Source organism: Pseudomonas migulae, assembly GCF_024169315.1.
Lineage (GTDB): Bacteria > Pseudomonadota > Gammaproteobacteria > Pseudomonadales > Pseudomonadaceae > Aquipseudomonas > Aquipseudomonas migulae_B.
The window spans coordinates 3,120,748-3,139,121 of record NZ_JALJWR010000001.1; the positions used below are offsets into that span (position 1 = coordinate 3,120,748).

An 18,374-nucleotide genomic window follows, 5' to 3' on the forward strand; every position below is an offset into this window, starting at 1 on the left:
CTGACCAGCTTTTGTGGCGAGGGGATTTATCCCCGTCGGGTTGCGCAGCAGCCCTGAAAATGGGCCTGCTGCGCAGTCCAACGGGGATAAATCCCCTCGCCACAGGTCAGCGATAGAACATTGAATACCCGATCTGTCCCACCGCCTCATTCAACAGCTGCCCGCTCTGCCAGATCGATTTGAACTCAGGCATCCAGCCACCCAATGGCAGCGCATTGTCCACGCCCAGAAACCCCATCGGCGCGGGCACCACCTCGAATCCCGCCTGCTGGAAACTCCAGACCGCCCGCGGCATGTGCCAGGCTTGAGTCACCACGACCACGCGCTTGATGCCCTCCGGCAACAGCACCTGGGCACTGAACTGCGCATTTTCCCAGGTTGTACGGCTACGCCCTTCCTGCCAACGCACAGTGATGCCGGAGTCTTCAAACATCGAATCCGCCATCAATTTGGCTTCGCTGGGCGGCGTGCCGAAATGCAGACCGCCGCTGGTGAGGATCGGCAGGCCGGACGCCTTAGCCAGTCGCGCGGCATAACGCTGACGCGCAAGGCCCACGCCGGTCGGCTGGTCGTCGCCCCAGGCCAGGTCGCCCCGTTCGCGCCCGGAACCCAGCACCACGATCGCATCAGCGCGCTGACTCAGGGTCGCCCATTCAGAACGATTCAGCGCCGGTTCCCGTTCCAGCGCCTTGGCGCTCCACTGCACCACCACCGGCAGACTCATCAGCCAGAATCCGCCGAGCCCCAGCGCAAAGCACACGCCCGCAAGCCGCGGTCTTGAGCGGCGAAACCACCAGGCAAGCAGCAACAATAGCAATAAAATGCCGGGCGGCAGCAGAAGTTGTTTAACGAAGTAACGAAAAGGCATCGAGCATCTCCAGAAGATGCCCGAAGCCTAAGTGGGTTGACGCAATGCGACAACAAATGCGGAAGGACTATGCTTCAAAAAACCATGCGTCATGGCTTCAAGTGCCCTTACTTGAATTGCAGAGACCGGACCTTTACCGCGTCCCTGCCCGGTACCTTGTCCTTGAGCCAGATGATCTTGGCCGAACGTGGTGCGTCGAGTTGCTTCACTGCTTCTGACAAGCATCCGTGTGTCTCACGTTCACTGCGGTCCAGATACGCCTTGACCAGTGCAAATTCTGCGGGGCTCAGGCCACGCAATTCCAGCTCAAGGGGGCGTTCATCGCGCAACCGGCCAGCGGTTTTTGCCGCGTCCAGGGCTATTCCCAGACGATCGATCAGTCTTTCGTACAACTCCGGCTTAGTAACTTTTTGCTGTGACTCAACCATCCCTCACCTCATTGAAGATAAGACTCACTCCCCATTTAGAGCTTAGCTTCCATGAACAAACCGGCTGGATGCCGCGACCAACGGCCCTCGCAGCCATTTTTGCAAGACGCGCGGCAACAATCAGGGTTTCCCTCGGTAGAGTGCGGTCATGTATGCTACGGCGCTTCCTGTAACTCCACTTCCAGCTCGCTTGGGCACCGCAACGCCGATTTGGCGTGATCACCGTCCAGCGTCGCATTGAAGAGGATTAGGCCACCCCTATTCAGTTCAAAAGTAGCCATGCACGAACAATATCAGCCCCGTGAAATCGAAGCCGCCGCCCAGTCGTTCTGGGACGAGCAAAAGTCCTTTGAAGTCAGTGAACAGCCAGGCAAGGAGACTTTCTATTGCCTGTCGATGTTCCCTTACCCCAGCGGCAAGCTACACATGGGGCACGTGCGCAACTACACCATCGGCGACGTGATCTCCCGCTATCAGCGCATGCAAGGCAAGAACGTCCTGCAACCCATGGGTTGGGACGCCTTCGGCATGCCGGCGGAAAACGCCGCGATGAAGAACAACGTAGCGCCCGCCAAGTGGACCTACGAAAACATCGCCTACATGAAAACCCAGCTGCGCAGCCTGGGCCTGGCGGTGGACTGGTCCCGCGAAGTGACCACCTGCAAGCCGGATTACTACCGCTGGGAACAATGGCTGTTCACTCGCCTGTTCAAAAAAGGTGTGATCTACAAGAAAAGCGGCACCGTGAACTGGGACCCGGTCGACCAGACCGTCCTCGCGAACGAGCAAGTGATCGACGGACGCGGCTGGCGTTCCGGCGCGCTGATCGAAAAGCGCGAAATCCCGATGTACTACTTCAAGATCACCGCCTACGCGGATGAACTGCTGGAGAGCCTCGACGAGCTGACCGGCTGGCCTGAACAGGTCAAGACCATGCAGCGCAACTGGATCGGCAAATCCCGTGGCATGGAAGTGCAGTTCCCGTACAACGTCGACTCCATCGGCGAAGCCGGCGCACTGAAAGTCTTCACCACCCGTCCGGACACCCTGATGGGCGCCACCTATGTTGCCGTGGCCGCTGAACACCCGCTGGCCACCCTGGCTGCACAGAACAACCCTGAGCTGCAGGCGTTCATCGCTGAATGCAAGGGCGGCAGCGTTGCTGAAGCCGACGTCGCCACCCAAGAGAAAAAAGGCCTGCCGACCTCGCTGTTCGTCGAGCACCCGCTGACCGGTGAGAAACTCCCGGTGTGGGTCGCCAACTATGTGCTGATGCACTACGGCGATGGTGCGGTCATGGCTGTTCCGGCGCACGACGAGCGTGATTTCGAATTCGCCACCAAATACAACCTGCCGATCAAGTCGGTGGTGCGCACCAGCTCCGGTGAGACCAACCCGGCGCCATGGCAGGACGCCTACGGTGAGCACGGCACGCTGATCAATTCCGGCGAGTTCGATGGCCTCGACTTCGCCGGCGCGTTCGACGCCATCGAAGTCGCGCTCATCAAGAAGAACCTCGGCGCCTCGCGCACCCAGTTCCGCCTGCGCGATTGGGGCATCAGCCGTCAGCGTTACTGGGGCTGCCCGATTCCGATCATCCACTGCACCACCTGCGGTGATGTGCCGGTCCCGGAAGATCAGCTGCCAGTCGTGTTGCCGGAAGACGTTGTGCCGGACGGCGCAGGTTCGCCACTGGCGCGCATGCCTGAGTTCTACGAGTGCAGCTGCCCGAAATGTGGCGCACCGGCCAAGCGTGAAACCGACACGATGGACACCTTCGTCGAGTCCTCGTGGTACTACGCCCGTTACGCCTCGCCGCACTATGAAGGTGGCCTGGTCGAGAAATCGGCGGCCGACCACTGGTTGCCGGTGGATCAGTACATCGGCGGTATCGAACACGCGATTCTTCACCTGCTCTACGCGCGCTTCTTCCACAAGCTGATGCGCGACGAAGGCCTGGTGAGCTCCAACGAACCGTTCAAGAACCTGCTGACCCAAGGCATGGTGATCGCCGAGACTTACTATCGTCGCGAAGCCAACGGTGCCTACACGTGGTTCAACCCGGCGGACGTCGAACTCGAACGCGACAGCAAGGCCAAGGTCATCAGCGCCAAGCTGATCGCAGACGGCCTGCCGGTGGAAATCGGCGGCACCGAGAAGATGGCCAAGTCGAAGAACAACGGCGTCGACCCTCAGTCGATGATTGACCAGTTCGGCGCAGACACCTGCCGCCTGTTCATGATGTTCGCCTCGCCGCCTGACATGAGCGCGGAATGGTCCGACTCCGGCGTAGAAGGTTCGCACCGTTTCCTCAAGCGCGTCTGGCGTCTGGCTCAAGCCCACGTCACTCAGGGCCTGCCGGGCAAACTGGATGTCGCCGGCCTGAACGACGAGCAGAAAGCCATTCGCCGCTCGATCCACCAGGCCATCAAGCAGGCCAGCCATGACGTCGGCCAGAACCACAAATTCAACACCGCCATCGCCCAGGTGATGACGCTGATGAACGTGCTGGAAAAGGCCCCGCAAGGCACCGAACAGGATCGCGCACTGATTCACGAAGGTCTGGAAACCGTGGTCTTGCTGCTGGCTCCGATCACCCCGCACATCAGCCATGATCTGTGGAATCGACTGGGTCACGCTGACCCGGTGATCGACGCAGGCTGGCCGGTGCTGGACGACAGCGCGCTGGTGCAGGACAGCCTGACGCTGGTCATCCAGGTCAACGGCAAGCTGCGCGGCCAGATCGAAATGCCGGCCACCGCGACCCGTGAAGAAATCGAAGCCGCCGCCCGCGTCAACGAAAACGTGCTGCGCTTTGTCGATGGCCTGACTATTCGTAAAGTGATCGTAGTGCCCGGGAAACTGGTCAATATCGTCGCCAGCTAATTGGATCAGGCACCAGGTGAGCCTGGTGCCGAGTAAAACCTTTCGGGCCGCACGGTCGGCCCACATGGTTTCAAGGGGAGCAACAAGATGATCAAACGCAATTTGCTGGTGATGGGCCTTGCGGTCCTGTTGAGCGCCTGCGGTTTCCAGCTGCGCGGCACCGGCACCTATCAACTCGCCTTCAAGGAACTCGACCTGAGTGCACGCAACTCCTACGGCGAAACCGTGACCATGATGCGTCAGATGCTGGAAAGCAGCGGCGTCAAGATCTACACGGGCGCACCTTACAAACTGGTGCTGGCCGATGAGCAGGAAAGCCAGCGCATCCTCAGTTACGCGGGCGCCGGCCGTACTGGCGAATACCAGGTGACGACGGTACTCAAGTACGACATCAGTGGTGAGCACAACCTGCCCCTGCTGAGCGACAAACTTGAAGTGCAGAAAGTCTTTATCCACGACGGCAATAACCTGGTGGGTTCCGATCAGGAAGCCACCGATGCTCGCCGGGAGATCCGTCGCGAATTGGTACAACGCATGATGCTGCGCTTGCAGCAACTGTCGCCGGCCCAGCTGGATCAGCTGCAACAGACCGCCGAGGCGAAGGCCAAGGCTGAAGCTGCAGCACTTGAAGCTGCGCAGAAGGCTGAAGCGGAAACGCCGCGTCAGTCGCCTATCGAAATCCCGCAGCAGTAAGACTTACGGGGCGCTCAGGCGCCCCGTTCGCCCTCTCTTATGAAACTCGCCCCCGCCCAACTCGCCAAACACTTGCAAGGTGCTCTCGCGCCGGTCTACGTCATCAGTGGCGATGACCCGTTGCTGTGCCAGGAAGCCGCCGACGCGATTCGTGCAGCCGCTCGCCAACAGGGTTTCGACGAACGCCAGGTATTCGCCGCCGACGCCAGTTTCGACTGGGGAACGCTGCTGCAAGCTGGCGCAAGCATGTCTTTGTTCGCAGAAAAGCGCCTGTTGGAGCTGCGTCTGCCGTCCGGCAAACCGGGTGACAAAGGCGCCGCCGCGTTCATCGAATACTGCTCGCGACCGGCCGAAGACACCGTCTTGCTGATCAGCCTGCCAAAACTCGACGGCAGCGCCCAGAAAACCAAGTGGGGCAAGGCGCTGGTCGAAGGCCAGCACACTCAGTTCGTGCAAATCTGGCCGGTGGATGCCAACCAGCTGCCGAGCTGGATCCGCCAGCGCTTGTCCCAGGCTGGGCTCTCCGCCAGCCAGGACGCCGTCGAACTGATCGCCGCGCGCGTCGAAGGCAACCTGCTGGCCGCCGCCCAGGAAATCGAAAAGCTCAAGCTGATGGCCGAAGGCGGTCAGATCACCGTCGAGACCGTGCAGGCGGCGGTGGCCGACAGTGCGCGCTTCGATGTCTTCGGCCTGACCGATGCGATTCTCAACGGTGAAGCCGCACATGCCCTGCGCATGCTCGAAGGCTTGCGCGGTGAAGGGGTCGAACCGCCGGTGATTCTCTGGGCCCTGGCCCGTGAACTGCGCCTGCTGGCCAACCTGTCGCTGCAGTACAGTCAGGGTGTGCCGCTGGACAAAGCCTTCAGCTCTGCCCGACCGCCGGTCTGGGACAAACGCAAACCGCTGATGAGCAAAGCCCTGCAACGCTACTCCGCGCAACGCTGGGCGCAGCTGTTGCTGGAAGCACAGCGCATCGACGCACAGATCAAAGGCCAGGCCGCGGGTTCGCCGTGGATGAGTCTGAGTCGGTTGTCGTTGTTGATGGCTGGGCAGCGGCTGACATTGCCTGCCGAGTAAGGCGCTCGACCACACAACGGCCATTCGCGGGCAAGCCTCGCTCCTACAGGGATCCCTCCGCCCTTGTAGGAGCGAGGCTTGCCCGCGAAGGCGTCCGAAAGGTCCTACGCAACGTGGGGTCTAGACAGAACCCCAACTTCAGCAGATGATTTCCCCCGCAAAAACCACTCACTTGCGAGAAATCATCATGAGCAAAAAGCCATCAAAAAATGGCCCAAACAAGGCCAAATCCATCATCGCCCAGCCACTGTTCCGCAGCCGTCAGGAACGAGCCGGCAAGGGCAAAGGCAGCTACCGCCGCGAAGCCTTCCAGTCTGACAACTGGGAGGCTTCTTACTTTCTGGCGGCCTGAAAGGCAAGCCAGCGCTCAACATGTTAAGGTCTGCACCTGATTCGTATTCCCTGGACCCGTGCATGCCCTTTTGTATTTCCCGTCGTTGGCACCTGCGCCAATTGATCGCTGCCTCCAGCCTTGTTCTGCTTGTCGCCTGCGCGGAAAAACCGACCGCCGCCGACGCCCAACCGCTTCAGACCCTCCCCGTCGCGACAGCCCCAGCGGTGATTCCGCCCGTGGTGCCAACCGGTGAGAACCTCGACATCCAGCCCACCCAGACCTTCGCCGAATGGCAGGCGGGTTTCCGCAAGGATGCACTGGCCGCCGGCATCCGCGCCGACCTGTTTGATCGCGCCTTCGCCAATGTCAGCCTGGACACCAGCGTGATCCGTGCCGACCGCAGCCAGCCTGAGTTTTCCCGTCCGGTGTGGGAATACCTCGACGGCGCCCTGTCGCCGCTGCGTGTGCGCAAAGGCCAGGCGCTGGTCAGCCAGTACGCGGACATCCTGCAAAGCATCGAGCAGCGTTATGGCGTCGATCGCCAGGCACTCGTCGCGGTGTGGGGCATGGAAAGTAACTTCGGCCAGTTCCAGGGCAGCAAGTCGGTGATCAACTCCCTGGCGACCCTGGCCTATGAAGGCCGGCGCCCAGGCTTCGCCCACGCGCAATTGATCGCGGCCCTGCAGATCCTGCAACAGGGCGATATCGCGCCGGAGCAGATGCTCGGTTCCTGGGCTGGCGCCATGGGCCAGACGCAGTTCATCCCGACCACCTACAACACCCATGCCGTGGACTTCGATGGCGACGGTCGCCGCGACATCTGGGGCAGCTCCGCCGACGCCCTGGCCTCGACCGCACATTACCTGCAAAGCTCTGGCTGGCAGAGAGGTCAGCCGTGGGGCTTTGAAGTTCAACTGCCGGGCAACTTCAACTACGTGCTAGCCGATGGCACGACCCGCAAGAGTGTCGCCGAATGGCGGCAGCTCGGCGTGACGCTGCCTAACGGCGGGCAGGTTCCAGCGGGCTCCGAACACTTGTCCGCAGCACTGCTGCTGCCGGCGGGTTATCGCGGCCCGGCGTTCCTGGTGCTCGACAACTTCCGTGCGATCCTCAAGTACAACAACTCCTCGTCCTACGCGCTGGCGGTCAGTTTGCTGTCCGAGCGCTTCAACGGCGCGGGCCTGATCAACGGCACATGGCCCAAGGATGATTTGCCACTGAGCCGTACCGAACGGATCGAGCTGCAAAATCTGTTGAGCGCCCAGAAATACGACGCGGGCACCGCCGATGGCATCATTGGTGCCAACACCCGCAAGGCGATCCGCAGTGCGCAGCAGTCGTTTGGCTGGCCGGCGGACGGGTACCCGACGCACAAGTTGCTCGAAGGCCTGCGTAACCGATAGTCAGTCGTATGGCGAATGCCGCCTTCGCGAGCAAGCCCGCTCCCACATTCAACCGTGTTTCCCTGTAGGAACGCGATTAAATGTGGGAGCGGGCTTGCTCGCGAAAGCGGCCTGTCAGACGATGAAATCTAAGCCTTGACCACCACATCCTGCTCCAACACCAACTCCTTGCTCCCCGCATCCAGCCTCACCAACGCCCCCATCGGCAACGTCAGGTTCGGATCACAATGCCCACTGCGCCACCCCGACAGCACCGGTATCCGCAACGGTTCAAAGGTCTGCTTGAGCAAGCGCTCCAGTGCAGCCACCTCGACACCCGCCACATCCCCCACCAGAACCCCGCGCAACTTGCCCAGCGTGCCCGCCAGACGCAGTTGAGTCAGCAGCCGGTCGATGCGATACAACGGCTCGTTGATGTCCTCGATGAACAGGATGACGCCCTCGGCATCCATCTCATAAGGCGTGCCCATGATCGCGGCAATCATCGCCAGATTGCCCCCCAGCAAGCGCCCGTGCGCGATGCCTGGCTCAATCGTGGTCAACGGATAGGTCACCGGGTGCGTCAGCACACTACCGGCCTTCACCTGCCCTCTGAGCATGTTGAAAAACGAAGACTCGGTAGGTTTTTGCCTGTCGCCCAACAGATCAGCGTTCAGCAGCGGACCATGAAACGTCACGAACCCCGCATAACGGCTGATCGCCAGGTGCAACGCCGTGATATCGCTGTAACCGATGAACGGCTTGGCATTGTTTTGCAGCAACTCGAAATCGATGCGATCGAGCAAACGTGGCGTGCCGTAACCGCCGCGCAGACAAATGATCGCGTCCACTTCAGCGTCGGCGAACGCCGCGTGCAGGTCATTTAGGCGTACATCGTCGCTGCCGGCCAGGTAGCCGTCCTGCTCATAGACACCGGGAAAGATTCGCAGCGCGTAACCGCGAGCCCGCATCCAGGCAATGGCTTTGTCGGTGTCCAGCGGCGCGGGTCCGGCGGGCGCAATGACGCCGATCAGCCCTTCCCGGGGCAAGGCCGGAACCGGTGTATGTGGAAACAGTGTGTGGGTCGGTCGAACGGTCATCCATGAATCTCCCTGCGATAAATCTTCAGCACACAGTAGTCAGGAACGAGGACAAACAGAAGAGGGTCCGTCGCCCCGCAGGTTGCAGGAAAAAGCACTGATCGCCGTAGGCAAGGCGAAAAAATGCCCGCAAGGCCTGAAAGCCGTGCGGGCATTTTGTTTTTCTCACCGCGTGATCAGGACGACATCAGCTCGGCTTTGACCAGCTTCGCCTGCTCGTCGGCGTGGTACGAGGAACGTACCAACGGGCCGGAGGCGACGTTCTTGAAGCCCATCTTGTAACCTTCCTCGGCGAACCAGGCGAAAACGTCTGGATGCACGAAACGCTGCACCGGCAAGTGGCTGCGGGACGGTTGCAGGTACTGGCCCAGAGTCAGCATGTCGATGTCGTGTTCGCGCATGCGCTTCATGACTTCGATGACTTCTTCGTCGGTCTCGCCCAGACCCAGCATCAGGCCGGACTTGGTCGGAATGTGCGGCATCATCTGCTTGAAGCGTTGCAGCAGGGTCAGCGACCACTGGTAATCCGAACCCGGACGCGCAGCCTTGTACAGGCGCGGTACGGTTTCCAGGTTGTGGTTGAACACATCCGGCGGCTCGGCAGCGGTGATTTCCAGCGCAACGTCCATGCGGCCACGGTAGTCCGGGACCAGGGTTTCGAGCTGCACGTTCGGCGACAGCTTGCGGATCTCGCGGATGCAGTCGGCAAAGTGCTGGGCACCGCCGTCACGCAGGTCGTCGCGGTCCACCGAGGTGATCACCACGTATTTCAGTTTCAGGTCGGCGATGGCGATGGCCAGGCTTTCCGGCTCATTGACGTCCAGTGGTTTCGGACGACCGTGACCCACGTCGCAGAACGGGCAGCGACGGGTGCAGATGTCGCCCATGATCATGAACGTCGCGGTGCCGCCGGAGAAGCACTCGCCCAGGTTCGGGCAGGACGCTTCTTCGCACACGCTGTGCAGCTTGTGTTTGCGCAGCAGGGCCTTGATGCGGTCGACTTCCGGGGAAACCGGGATGCGCACGCGGATCCAGTCGGGTTTCTTCGGCAGTTCGGTGGTCGGGATGATCTTCACCGGGATGCGTGCAACCTTCTCGGCGCCGCGCAGCTTGACGCCGGCTTCTACCTTGGCACGCGGGGCCGGACGCTCGGTGACATCCAGCGTCGGGATCATGGTTTGCACTGCATCAGTAGTCATATCAGTCGATTCCGCCCGTTAGGGTCGTCTGCTCAGCATAGTCGAGGTGTTTGACGAGCTGCGCGCGCAGCCGGGCACTTACCTCGGCAAATTCAATCGATCCTGCGTGATCGCTCAGCTGGGTCATCGCCAGCCCGGCGTAGCCGCAGGGATTAATCCGTCGAAACGGTTCCAGGTCCATGTCCACGTTCAAGGCCAGGCCATGAAAGGAACAACCGTGGCGGATCCGCAGACCCAGGGACGCGATTTTCGCCCCGTCGACGTAGACGCCCGGCGCATCCGGCTTGGCCGCGGCAGTGACGCCGTAACTGGCCAGCAGCTCGATCAGGCAGTGTTCCATGCGGGTGACCAGATCACGCACACCGAAACCCAGCTTGCGTACATCGAGCAGCAGATAGGCCACCAACTGGCCGGGGCCATGGTAAGTCACCTGACCACCGCGATCGACCTGCACCACCGGAATATCCCCCGGCAGCAACAAGTGCTCGGCCTTGCCGGCCTGCCCCTGGGTAAATACCGGCGGGTGCTCGACCAGCCAGATCTCGTCAGCGGCATCGCTGCCACGTTCGTTGGTGAAGCGTTGCATGGCATGCCAGACCGGCTCGTAAGCCATCTGGCCGAGCTCGCGAAAGCCCAGCGTGCCAGACATCACAGCACCATGTGCACGAAACCGGTAGCCCGCAACTCGCTGTTGATGTCGTACAGCTGATCCTGACCGGTGGCGATGATGTGCAACTGGATCGTGGTGTACTTGCCGTTGCTGCTCTGGCGTTCGTCCACTTTCTCATCGTTGATCGTCGCGTGCTTCTTAACGATATCGATGATCTTTTGCTTGATGTCCACAATGGTGTCGCCGATCACTTTGATCGGATAATCATTGGAAGGGAATTCGATCTTTGGCGCCTTTACTTCGGTGTCTGTCATGGCGTAACGGCCTCGTAAGCCGTGGCAACGGACATGGCCCCGCTCCGGATTGGAACGGGGCCATGAGAGTCCACACTAATTCAGTTGAACAAGCCGTAGAAGAATAGACGGATGCTATCCCACATGCGACGGAAGATACCACCCTCGTCGACCGCGTCCAGGGCGATCAGGTCGGCGCTGTGCACCACCTTGTCGTCCAGTTTGACTTCGACTTTACCGATCACGTCGCCCTTGGCGATTGGCGCAACCAGTTGCGGGTTCATGGTCATGCTGGCGGCGAGCTTTTTCAGCTGGCCTTTTGGCAGGGTCATGGTCAGGTCTTCAGCCAGGCCGGCCTTGACTTGATTGGTGGCGCCTTTCCAGACAGGGGCCTGAGCCAGCTCGGCACCTTTCTGATAGAAGGTCTGGGTTTCGAAGAAACGGAAACCGTAGGTCAGCAGCTTCTGGGTTTCGGAAGCACGGGCCACTTCGCTGTTGGTGCCGAACACTACCGCGATCAGGCGCATGCCATCACGTACGGCTGAAGACACCATGCAGTAGCCGGCTTCGTCGGTGTGACCGGTTTTCAGACCGTCGACGGTCTTGTCACGCCACAGCAGCAGGTTGCGGTTAGGCTGCTTGATGCCGTTCCAGAAGAACTCTTTCTGCGAGTAGATCGCATAGTGAGCCGGGTCTTCGTGGATGATGGCACGAGCCAGCACGGCCATGTCGTGAGCCGACGAGTAGTGCTCAGGGTTCGGCAGGCCGGTCGGGTTCATGAAGTGGCTGTTGGTCATGCCCAGGTCGGCCACGGTTTTGTTCATCATGTCGGCGAAGGCGTCTTCGCTGCCGGCGATGTGCTCGGAGAGCGCAACACTGGCGTCGTTGCCCGACTGAATGATGATGCCGTGCAGCAGGTCGCTGACGGTCACTTGCGAGCCGACCTTGATGAACATCCGCGAACCGCCGGTGCGCCAGGCGTTTTCGCTGACGGTCACCGGATCGTTTTCGCCGATCTGGCCACGACGGATTTCCAGGGTCGCGATGTACGCGGTCATCAGCTTGGTCAGGCTGGCAGGGGGCAGACGCTGGTCACCGTTGTTCTCGACCAGCACGTTGCCGCTGCTGGCATCCATGAGCACGTAGGCTTTGGCGGCCAGTTGTGGCGGCGACGGCATCATCTCGACCGCGAAAGCGGCAGGCGAGAGGAGCAGCGGGACTAGAAGGCACAGGCGTTTGGCAAAGGTGGTGATGTTCATCCGTCTCTCGAAATCGCTAATGGAAACTGCCCGAGGGCAAAACTAATCTAGATGACCTTCTAACGGGCCATCGCGTGTTCAGTCGTTCACTCAGAACCCTTGCCGGGCTTTTGTTCTTCAACGAGCCAACAACCAGGTTCACCCCCCAAACTGCAAGTGAACCGTCAATCAAGTACTACGTATTACTCGGCGGTGACCACGCTCGGCGAACCGAGATTGGCCAGGCGCACGCTGTTCTGCACCTGCTGGATTTCACCCGGCGAGCCGATCGGCCCCAGGCGCACCCGATGCAGGGTCTGTTGATTGCGCACGATCGAGCTGATGAACACCGGAGCGCTCACCATCCCGCTGAGCTTCGATCTCAGGAGTTCTGCAGCGTCCGGGTTGGCGAACGCGCCCACCTGCAGATACTGGCCAGAGGCTGGTACAGAAGCGTTTTTTTTTGCATCGATCTGCACAGGCACGACGGCCGCGGCGTGTTGCTGCGGCGGTGGCGTCCATTGTTCGACCGTGCCGGCCGAAGCGGTAATCGTCGGCGCGGTATTTTGCGCGACTTGCGGCTCGTTGAGCATCAAAGGCGCCGGACGGCCTTTGGCGGCCCACCATTGCTGAGGATCGATGCCTTCAACCTTGACACGCGCAGTGCCGGTTTCGGCATAGCCGAGTTTTTTCGCGGCGGCGTAGGACAAGTCGATGATGCGGTCCGAGTAGAACGGCCCACGGTCGTTGACCCGCAGGATCACGGTCTTGTTATTGTCCAGGTTGGTCACTCGAACGTAACTTGGCAGTGGCAAGGTCTTGTGGGCGGCACTCATGCCATACAGGTCATACACCTCGCCGTTGGCGGTGTTCTGGCCGTGGAACTTGGTGCCATACCAGGACGCCGTGCCCGAGGCGACGTACGTCTTGGATTCCTGCAGCGGAAAGTATGTCTTGCCCAGCACGGTGTACGGGTTGGCCTTGTAAGGGCCGGTGTGCAAGGTCGGCGTGGCATCCGGGATGCGCGATACGTCGACATCCCACCACGGTGCGCCATCTTTGTGGGCGCGGTTGATGTCCAGCCCCGGCGCCGAGCGCACGGCGGTGGAAGAAGACTTCTGTGCCGGCGAGCGGCTGGTCGAACAACTGGCGACCAGCACCGCCAACGCGGCGAATGCCATCAGCTTCAGGGGTTTATTCATAGGCAATGCCCGCATTACTTGACGCCCCGTGCTTGGACCAGCTGTTCAGACAGTTGATGTACGGCCATGGCGTACATCACGCTGCGGTTATAACGCGTGATTGCGTAAAAATTCGTCAGGCCCATCCAGTATTCAGGGCCATTGTCACCTTCCAGGCGGAATGCCGTGACCGGCATATCATCGCGCAGCGCATCATGACTTGACCACCCCAGCGCCCGCAACTCCCCGACGGTTTTAGTCGGCTCGATGCCGGTGGTCAAACCTTCGTCGACCTGCTCGCCGCGCACATCGGCGCGACTGACCACCGGTTCGCCCGCCACCCAGCCGTGACGCTTGAAGTAACTGGCGACACTGCCGATGGCGTCTTCCGGATTGGTCCAGATATTGATGTGGCCGTCACCGTCGAAATCCACCGCATAGGCGCGGAAACTGCTCGGCATGAACTGCGGCAAGCCCATCGCCCCGGCGTAGGAGCCTTTGAGGGTCAGTGGATCGACCTGCTCTTCTCGGGCCAGCAGCAGGAATTCACGCAATTCCTTGCGGAAGAATTCGGCACGGGGAGGATAGTCGAAACCGAGGGTCGACAAAGCGTCGATTACCCGGTAATTGCCGGTATTGCGGCCGAAAAAGGTCTCAACGCCGATGATCGAGACAATCACCTGGGCTGGCACGCCGTATTCCTGCTCGGCACGGGCCAGTACCGCCTCGTGCTGACGCCAGAAATCCACACCACGGGCGATGCGCGCGTCGGTGATGAACATCGGGCGATACTCGTTCCACTGCTTGACCCGCTCGGCGGGTTTCGAGATCGCGTCCAGAATCGTCTGCTTGCGCTCGGCTTCGCGGAACACGCCCATCAGCTGTTCACCGGCAAAGCCGTAGTCGCGGGTCATTTCACCGACGAATTCGGCCACCTGGGGTGTGCCTTCGTAATCGCCGGCCAACGCGTCCTGCGCGATGCCAAGGATGCTTACCAGGCCGACCCATGGTGCATGTCGAGTCGCCCAGCCACGCATTACTTGCATTGAAATCTTCACCTTATTCAAACTTGCGCGATCCACTTACGATGGGTATGGATCGACATCAAAACCCCAAACGCTGACAGTAGCGTTACCAGCGAAGTTCCTCCGTAGCTAATGAACGGCAACGGCACCCCCACAACCGGCAACAGGCCACTGACCATACCGATGTTGACGAAAACGTAAACAAAAAACGTCATGGTCAGGGCGCCCGCGAGCAATTTGCCGAACAATGTCTGGGCCTGGGCGGTGATCACCAGCCCGCGGCCGATCAATAGCAGGTAAATCAGCAGCAGCGCGCAGATGCCGACCAGGCCGAACTCCTCGCCCATGACCGCAATAATGAAGTCGGTGTGGCTTTCCGGGAGGAAGTCCAGGTGCGACTGGGTGCCCAGCAGCCAGCCTTTGCCGAATACGCCGCCGGAGCCGATGGCCGCTTTCGACTGGATGATGTTCCAGCCCGTGCCCAGCGGATCGCTTTCCGGATCGAGGAACGTCAGGATTCGCTGTTTCTGGTAGTCGTGCATGATGAAGAACCACATCGCCACGGCCACCGGCACGGCCGCGGCCAGCACGCTGACGATCCAGCGCCAGCGCAGGCCACCCATGAACAGCACAAACGCACCGCCCGCGAGAATCAGCAACGAAGTGCCGAGGTCGGGCTGGCGCACGATCAGAATGAACGGCAGACCAATCAGAAACAGACTGACGCCCACATGCTTGAGCTGCGGCGGCAAGGTGCGTTTGGACAAGTACCAGGCGATGGTCGCCGGCATCAGGATCTTCATGAACTCCGAAGGCTGGAAGCGGATCACCCCCGGAATGTTGATCCAGCGCGTGGCGCCCATGGCGTTGTGACCCATGACGTCCACCACCACCAGCAACAGCACGCCGAGCACATAACCGACCGGCACCCAACGGGCCATGAAACGCGGCTCGAACTGGGCGATGACGATCATCGACACCAGGCCGATGCCGAACGACGTGGCTTGCTTGGCCAGCAGATCCCAGCTCTTGCCGCTGGCCGAATACAGCACGAACAGACTGCCGGCGGCGAGGGTCAGCAGCAGGATCAGCAACGGGCCGTCGATGTGCATGCGTTGCAACAGCGTCGCACGACGACGCATCACATCTTCGCTGGAGAGGATGCGATCGAAATTACTCTTCACGGGCCGTAGCCTCCGCACTGATAGGGCTGGCGTATTCGGCTTTCAGTCGACCTTCCTGGTCCAGGAGCCAGGCGTCCATGACCTGACGCACCACCGGCGCGGCGACGCCGGAACCGGACTCGCCGTTCTCGACCATCACCGACACCACGATTTGCGGGTTGTCGGCCGGCGCGAAGCCGACGAACAAGGCGTGGTCGCGGTGGCGTTCCTGAACCTTGGAGCGGTCGTACTTCTCACCCTGCTTGATCGCGACCACCTGGGCCGTACCACTTTTGCCGGCGATCCGGTATTGCGCGCCGATCGAAGCCTTGCGCGCCGTACCCCGAGCGCCGTGCATCACTTGCTGCATGCCGTGGTTGACCCGGGTCCAGTCGGACGGGTCGCGCAGGATGATGTCCGGCATCGGATTGTCATCTTTCGGCCGCTCGCCTTCGACGGTCTTCGCCAGGTGCGGACGGTTCCATACACCCTTGTTGGCCACCAGCGCCGTGGCCTGGGCCAGTTGCAGCGGCGTGGATTGCATGTAGCCCTGGCCGATCCCGAGAATCAGCGTTTCGCCCGGGAACCAGGCCTGACGACGGGTCGCGCGCTTCCACTCCCGGGACGGCATCAGCCCCGGCGACTCTTCGAACATGTCCAGGGAGACCTTTTGGCCAATCCCGAACTTGCCCATGTAGGCCGACAAGCGATCGATCCCCAGCTTGTGCGCCAGGTCATAGAAGTAGGTGTCGTTGGACCGCATGATCGCCGTGTCCAGGTCGACGTAGCCGTCACCGGTACGGTTCCAGTTACGGTACTTGTGATCGTAGTTGGGCAGCTGGTAGTAACCGGGGTCGAAGACCCGGGTCGACGCAGTGACCACGCCCGAATCCAGACCAGCAATCGCCACCGCCGGCTTGATGGTCGAACCCGGCGGGTACAGACCACGCAGCACGCGGTTGAACAGCGGCCGGTCGATGGAGTCGCGCAATTCGGAATAGGCTTTGAAACTGATGCCGGTGACGAACAGGTTGGGGTCGAAACTCGGCTGACTGACCATTGCCAGTACTTCGCCGGTTTTCGGGTCCAGCGCCACCACCGCGCCACGGCGTCCGCCGAGCGCTGCTTCGGCGGCTTCCTGCAATTTGATGTCCAGGCTCAGGACGATGTCCTTGCCAGGAATCGGATCGGTACGCTTGAGTACACGCAATACGCGGCCCCGAGCGTTGGTCTCGACTTCTTCGTAACCCACTTGGCCGTGCAGCTCGGGCTCGTAGAAACGCTCGATGCCGGTCTTGCCGATGTGGTGGGTGCCGCTGTAATTGACCGGATCGAGAGACTTCAGCTCTTTCTCGTTGATCCGCCCCATGTAACCCACCGAGTGCGCAAAGTGCGCGCCCTGCGGGTAATGCCGCACCAGTTGCGCGACCACTTCCACGCCCGGCAGACGGAACTGATTCACGGCGATGCGGGCGATCTGCTCTTCGGTCAGCTCGAACAGAATCGGCACCGGCTCGAATGGCCGACGCCCCTGGCGCATGCGTTTCTCGAAGATCACCCGATCCTCGGGCGTCAGCTCCAGCACTTCGACGATCACATCGAGCACTTGCTGCCAGTCGCCGGAACGCTCGCGGGTCATGCTCAGGCTGAAGCTCGGCCGGTTGTCGGCCACCACCACGCCATTACGGTCGAAGATCAGTCCGCGCGTTGGCGGAATCGGCTGCACATGGACGCGGTTGTTTTCCGACAGGGTCGAGTGGTACTCGTACTGGATCACCTGGAGGAAATACAGGCGCGCGATCAGCACGCCGATCAGCACCACCACCGCTATTGCCCCGAACACGACGCGGCCACGCACCAGACGGGCGTCTTTTTCGTGGTCCTTGATGCGGATCGGCTGGGACATGAGGCAGAACTACTTGTGGTATGGGTGGCCGGACAGAACTGTCCAGGCACGGTACAGCTGTTCGCCGATCAGAATCCGCACCAGCGGGTGCGGCAACGTCAACGGCGACAACGACCAGCGCTGATCGGCCCGCGCACAGACTTCCGGCGCCAGCCCTTCGGGGCCGCCGACCATGAAATTCACCGTGCGCGAGTCAAGCCGCCAGCGATCGAGTTCGACCGCCAGCTGCTCGGTGCTCCAGGGCTTGCCGTGGACTTCGAGGGTCACAACGCGCTCGTTCGGCCCGACCTTGGCCAGCATGGCTTCGCCTTCCTGACGGATGAAGCGTGCCACGTCGGCGTTCTTGCCACGGGTATTGAGCGGTATTTCCACCAGTTCCAGCGCCAGCTCGGACGGAAGACGCTTGGCATATTCATGCCAGCCTTCTTCCACCCATTTGGGCATGCGTGAACCGACGGCGATCAGTCGCAGTCGCACAGCGGTCCCTTACTGCTGGTCTTTGTTGAGCTTGGTGAAGTGCTCATGGGTGTTTTCCGGACTGTGGTGCGCAGCGCTGGCCGAACGGCTCTGCTCTGCACCGGCCCACAGGCGTTCCAGGTCATAGAACTGGCGAGCCGAGGCAGTCATCATGTGCACGATGACGTCGTCCATATCCAGCAACACCCAGTCGCTGTCGCCCTTGCCTTCTTCACCCAGTGGCTTGACGCCTTGGGCTTTGACGGCTTCACGGACCTTGTCCAGCATCGCGCCGATCTGGCGGTTGGACGTACCGGTAGCGATGATCATGAAGTCAGTGATGCTCTGCTTTTCACGAACGTCGATCACCTGGATGTCCTGGGCCTTGACGTCTTCCAGGGCCGCTACGGCAACCTTCACCAGTTCTTCGCCGCGCAGCTCAGGGCCGGTTGGTGCTTCCACTGGCAGCGGGGCGCTCTTGAATGTGCCTTTGCGCTTTACTTTAGCTACGTCTTTGTCAGTCATATAAAACTCG

18 protein-coding genes are annotated in these 18,374 nt (G+C 61.0%); 5 read left to right on the top strand and 13 right to left on the bottom strand.

Translation table 11 applies throughout. The annotated features are described in order from the left end of the window. Positions 1-106: 106 nt before the first annotated feature. Together J2Y86_RS14280 and J2Y86_RS14285 are read right to left on the bottom strand one after the other, a co-directional pair. Positions 107-868: a YdcF family protein gene (locus tag J2Y86_RS14280; RefSeq protein ID WP_253432458.1), complete on the bottom strand. Its 762-nt coding sequence runs from the start codon at positions 866-868 to the stop codon at positions 107-109. A 107-nt stretch (positions 869-975) separates the two neighbouring features. After that, on the bottom strand, positions 976-1,296 hold the full coding sequence (locus J2Y86_RS14285) for a hypothetical protein (protein ID WP_253432461.1): 321 nt from the start codon (positions 1,294-1,296) through the stop codon (positions 976-978). A 279-nt stretch (positions 1,297-1,575) separates the two neighbouring features. Between J2Y86_RS14285 and leuS the strand changes: the two genes are divergently transcribed. The 5 genes from leuS to J2Y86_RS14310 all read left to right on the top strand — a co-directional run bounded on the left by leuS (position 1,576) and on the right by J2Y86_RS14310 (position 7,689). Continuing rightward, complete coding sequence (gene leuS, locus J2Y86_RS14290; RefSeq protein ID WP_253432464.1) at positions 1,576-4,182, top strand: leucine--tRNA ligase; 2,607 nt, start codon at positions 1,576-1,578, stop codon at positions 4,180-4,182. Between the two features lie 87 nt (positions 4,183-4,269). After that, complete coding sequence (gene lptE, locus J2Y86_RS14295) at positions 4,270-4,875, top strand: LPS-assembly lipoprotein LptE (protein ID WP_253432467.1); 606 nt, start codon at positions 4,270-4,272, stop codon at positions 4,873-4,875. A gap of 39 nt (positions 4,876-4,914) precedes the next feature. Continuing rightward, positions 4,915-5,952 carry a DNA polymerase III subunit delta gene (gene holA, locus J2Y86_RS14300; RefSeq protein WP_253432469.1) on the top strand — a complete coding sequence of 346 codons (1,038 nt, stop codon included), beginning with the start codon at positions 4,915-4,917 and terminating at the stop codon, positions 5,950-5,952. A gap of 187 nt (positions 5,953-6,139) precedes the next feature. Further along, on the top strand, positions 6,140-6,304 hold the full coding sequence (gene arfA, locus J2Y86_RS14305; RefSeq protein WP_017340991.1) for an alternative ribosome rescue factor ArfA: 165 nt from the start codon (positions 6,140-6,142) through the stop codon (positions 6,302-6,304). A 62-nt stretch (positions 6,305-6,366) separates the two neighbouring features. After that, positions 6,367-7,689 carry a lytic murein transglycosylase gene (locus tag J2Y86_RS14310; protein WP_253432472.1) on the top strand — a complete coding sequence of 441 codons (1,323 nt, stop codon included), beginning with the start codon at positions 6,367-6,369 and terminating at the stop codon, positions 7,687-7,689. Positions 7,690-7,817: 128 nt separating this feature from the next. On the opposite strand, the gene J2Y86_RS14315 is transcribed toward J2Y86_RS14310, so the two are convergent. The 11 genes from J2Y86_RS14315 to rsfS form a co-directional block, all read right to left on the bottom strand. Further along, complete coding sequence (locus tag J2Y86_RS14315) at positions 7,818-8,768, bottom strand: S66 peptidase family protein (RefSeq protein ID WP_253432475.1); 951 nt, start codon at positions 8,766-8,768, stop codon at positions 7,818-7,820. A 176-nt stretch (positions 8,769-8,944) separates the two neighbouring features. Then, a complete protein-coding gene (gene lipA, locus J2Y86_RS14320) occupies positions 8,945-9,967 on the bottom strand; it encodes a lipoyl synthase (protein WP_059402097.1) in 1,023 nt (340 codons plus the stop codon). Between the two features lies 1 nt (position 9,968). After that, entirely contained in the window at positions 9,969-10,616 is a 648-nt protein-coding gene (lipB, locus tag J2Y86_RS14325; RefSeq protein WP_157712737.1) for a lipoyl(octanoyl) transferase LipB, read from the bottom strand. Further along, on the bottom strand, positions 10,616-10,891 hold the full coding sequence (locus J2Y86_RS14330; RefSeq protein WP_083375686.1) for a DUF493 domain-containing protein: 276 nt from the start codon (positions 10,889-10,891) through the stop codon (positions 10,616-10,618). Before J2Y86_RS14330 ends, lipB begins: the two co-directional genes overlap by 1 nt. Positions 10,892-10,971: 80 nt before the next feature. After that, entirely contained in the window at positions 10,972-12,129 is a 1,158-nt protein-coding gene (locus tag J2Y86_RS14335; RefSeq protein WP_253432477.1) for a D-alanyl-D-alanine carboxypeptidase family protein, read from the bottom strand. A 182-nt stretch (positions 12,130-12,311) separates the two neighbouring features. After that, positions 12,312-13,325, bottom strand: a complete 1,014-nt coding sequence (locus tag J2Y86_RS14340; protein ID WP_253432480.1) for a septal ring lytic transglycosylase RlpA family protein — start codon at positions 13,323-13,325, stop codon at positions 12,312-12,314. Then, on the bottom strand, positions 13,325-14,335 hold the full coding sequence (gene mltB / locus J2Y86_RS14345; RefSeq protein ID WP_253432483.1) for a lytic murein transglycosylase B: 1,011 nt from the start codon (positions 14,333-14,335) through the stop codon (positions 13,325-13,327). Before mltB ends, J2Y86_RS14340 begins: the two co-directional genes overlap by 1 nt. A gap of 17 nt (positions 14,336-14,352) precedes the next feature. Beyond that, complete coding sequence (gene rodA / locus J2Y86_RS14350) at positions 14,353-15,456, bottom strand: rod shape-determining protein RodA (protein ID WP_253440304.1); 1,104 nt, start codon at positions 15,454-15,456, stop codon at positions 14,353-14,355. Between the two features lie 31 nt (positions 15,457-15,487). Continuing rightward, entirely contained in the window at positions 15,488-17,383 is a 1,896-nt protein-coding gene (gene mrdA / locus J2Y86_RS14355; RefSeq protein WP_253432487.1) for a penicillin-binding protein 2, read from the bottom strand. 9 nt (positions 17,384-17,392) lie between these two features. Continuing rightward, entirely contained in the window at positions 17,393-17,860 is a 468-nt protein-coding gene (gene rlmH, locus J2Y86_RS14360; RefSeq protein WP_007937439.1) for a 23S rRNA (pseudouridine(1915)-N(3))-methyltransferase RlmH, read from the bottom strand. Between the two features lie 9 nt (positions 17,861-17,869). Next, positions 17,870-18,364 carry a ribosome silencing factor gene (gene rsfS / locus J2Y86_RS14365; protein WP_253432490.1) on the bottom strand — a complete coding sequence of 165 codons (495 nt, stop codon included), beginning with the start codon at positions 18,362-18,364 and terminating at the stop codon, positions 17,870-17,872. Positions 18,365-18,374: the final 10 nt, after the last annotated feature.

What these genes read in the sequence shown, in the direction of transcription:
- J2Y86_RS14285 (WP_253432461.1), bottom strand. Translation starts at nt 1,296, where the DNA reads ATGGTTGAGTCACAGCAAAAAGTTACTAAGCCGGAGTTGTACGAAAGA.
- leuS (WP_253432464.1), top strand. Translation starts at nt 1,576, where the DNA reads ATGCACGAACAATATCAGCCCCGTGAAATCGAAGCCGCCGCCCAGTCG.
- holA (WP_253432469.1), top strand. Translation starts at nt 4,915, where the DNA reads ATGAAACTCGCCCCCGCCCAACTCGCCAAACACTTGCAAGGTGCTCTC.
- J2Y86_RS14330 (WP_083375686.1), bottom strand. Translation starts at nt 10,891, where the DNA reads ATGACAGACACCGAAGTAAAGGCGCCAAAGATCGAATTCCCTTCCAAT.
- lipA (WP_059402097.1), bottom strand. Translation starts at nt 9,967, where the DNA reads ATGACTACTGATGCAGTGCAAACCATGATCCCGACGCTGGATGTCACC.
- rodA (WP_253440304.1), bottom strand. Translation starts at nt 15,456, where the DNA reads ATGCGTCGTCGTGCGACGCTGTTGCAACGCATGCACATCGACGGCCCG.
- arfA (WP_017340991.1), top strand. Translation starts at nt 6,140, where the DNA reads ATGAGCAAAAAGCCATCAAAAAATGGCCCAAACAAGGCCAAATCCATC.
- mltB (WP_253432483.1), bottom strand. Translation starts at nt 14,335, where the DNA reads ATGCAAGTAATGCGTGGCTGGGCGACTCGACATGCACCATGGGTCGGC.
- J2Y86_RS14280 (WP_253432458.1), bottom strand. Translation starts at nt 868, where the DNA reads ATGCCTTTTCGTTACTTCGTTAAACAACTTCTGCTGCCGCCCGGCATT.
- mrdA (WP_253432487.1), bottom strand. Translation starts at nt 17,383, where the DNA reads ATGTCCCAGCCGATCCGCATCAAGGACCACGAAAAAGACGCCCGTCTG.
- J2Y86_RS14310 (WP_253432472.1), top strand. Translation starts at nt 6,367, where the DNA reads ATGCCCTTTTGTATTTCCCGTCGTTGGCACCTGCGCCAATTGATCGCT.
- J2Y86_RS14315 (WP_253432475.1), bottom strand. Translation starts at nt 8,768, where the DNA reads ATGACCGTTCGACCGACCCACACACTGTTTCCACATACACCGGTTCCG.
- lptE (WP_253432467.1), top strand. Translation starts at nt 4,270, where the DNA reads ATGATCAAACGCAATTTGCTGGTGATGGGCCTTGCGGTCCTGTTGAGC.
- lipB (WP_157712737.1), bottom strand. Translation starts at nt 10,616, where the DNA reads ATGTCTGGCACGCTGGGCTTTCGCGAGCTCGGCCAGATGGCTTACGAG.
- J2Y86_RS14335 (WP_253432477.1), bottom strand. Translation starts at nt 12,129, where the DNA reads ATGAACATCACCACCTTTGCCAAACGCCTGTGCCTTCTAGTCCCGCTG.
- rsfS (WP_253432490.1), bottom strand. Translation starts at nt 18,364, where the DNA reads ATGACTGACAAAGACGTAGCTAAAGTAAAGCGCAAAGGCACATTCAAG.
- J2Y86_RS14340 (WP_253432480.1), bottom strand. Translation starts at nt 13,325, where the DNA reads ATGCGGGCATTGCCTATGAATAAACCCCTGAAGCTGATGGCATTCGCC.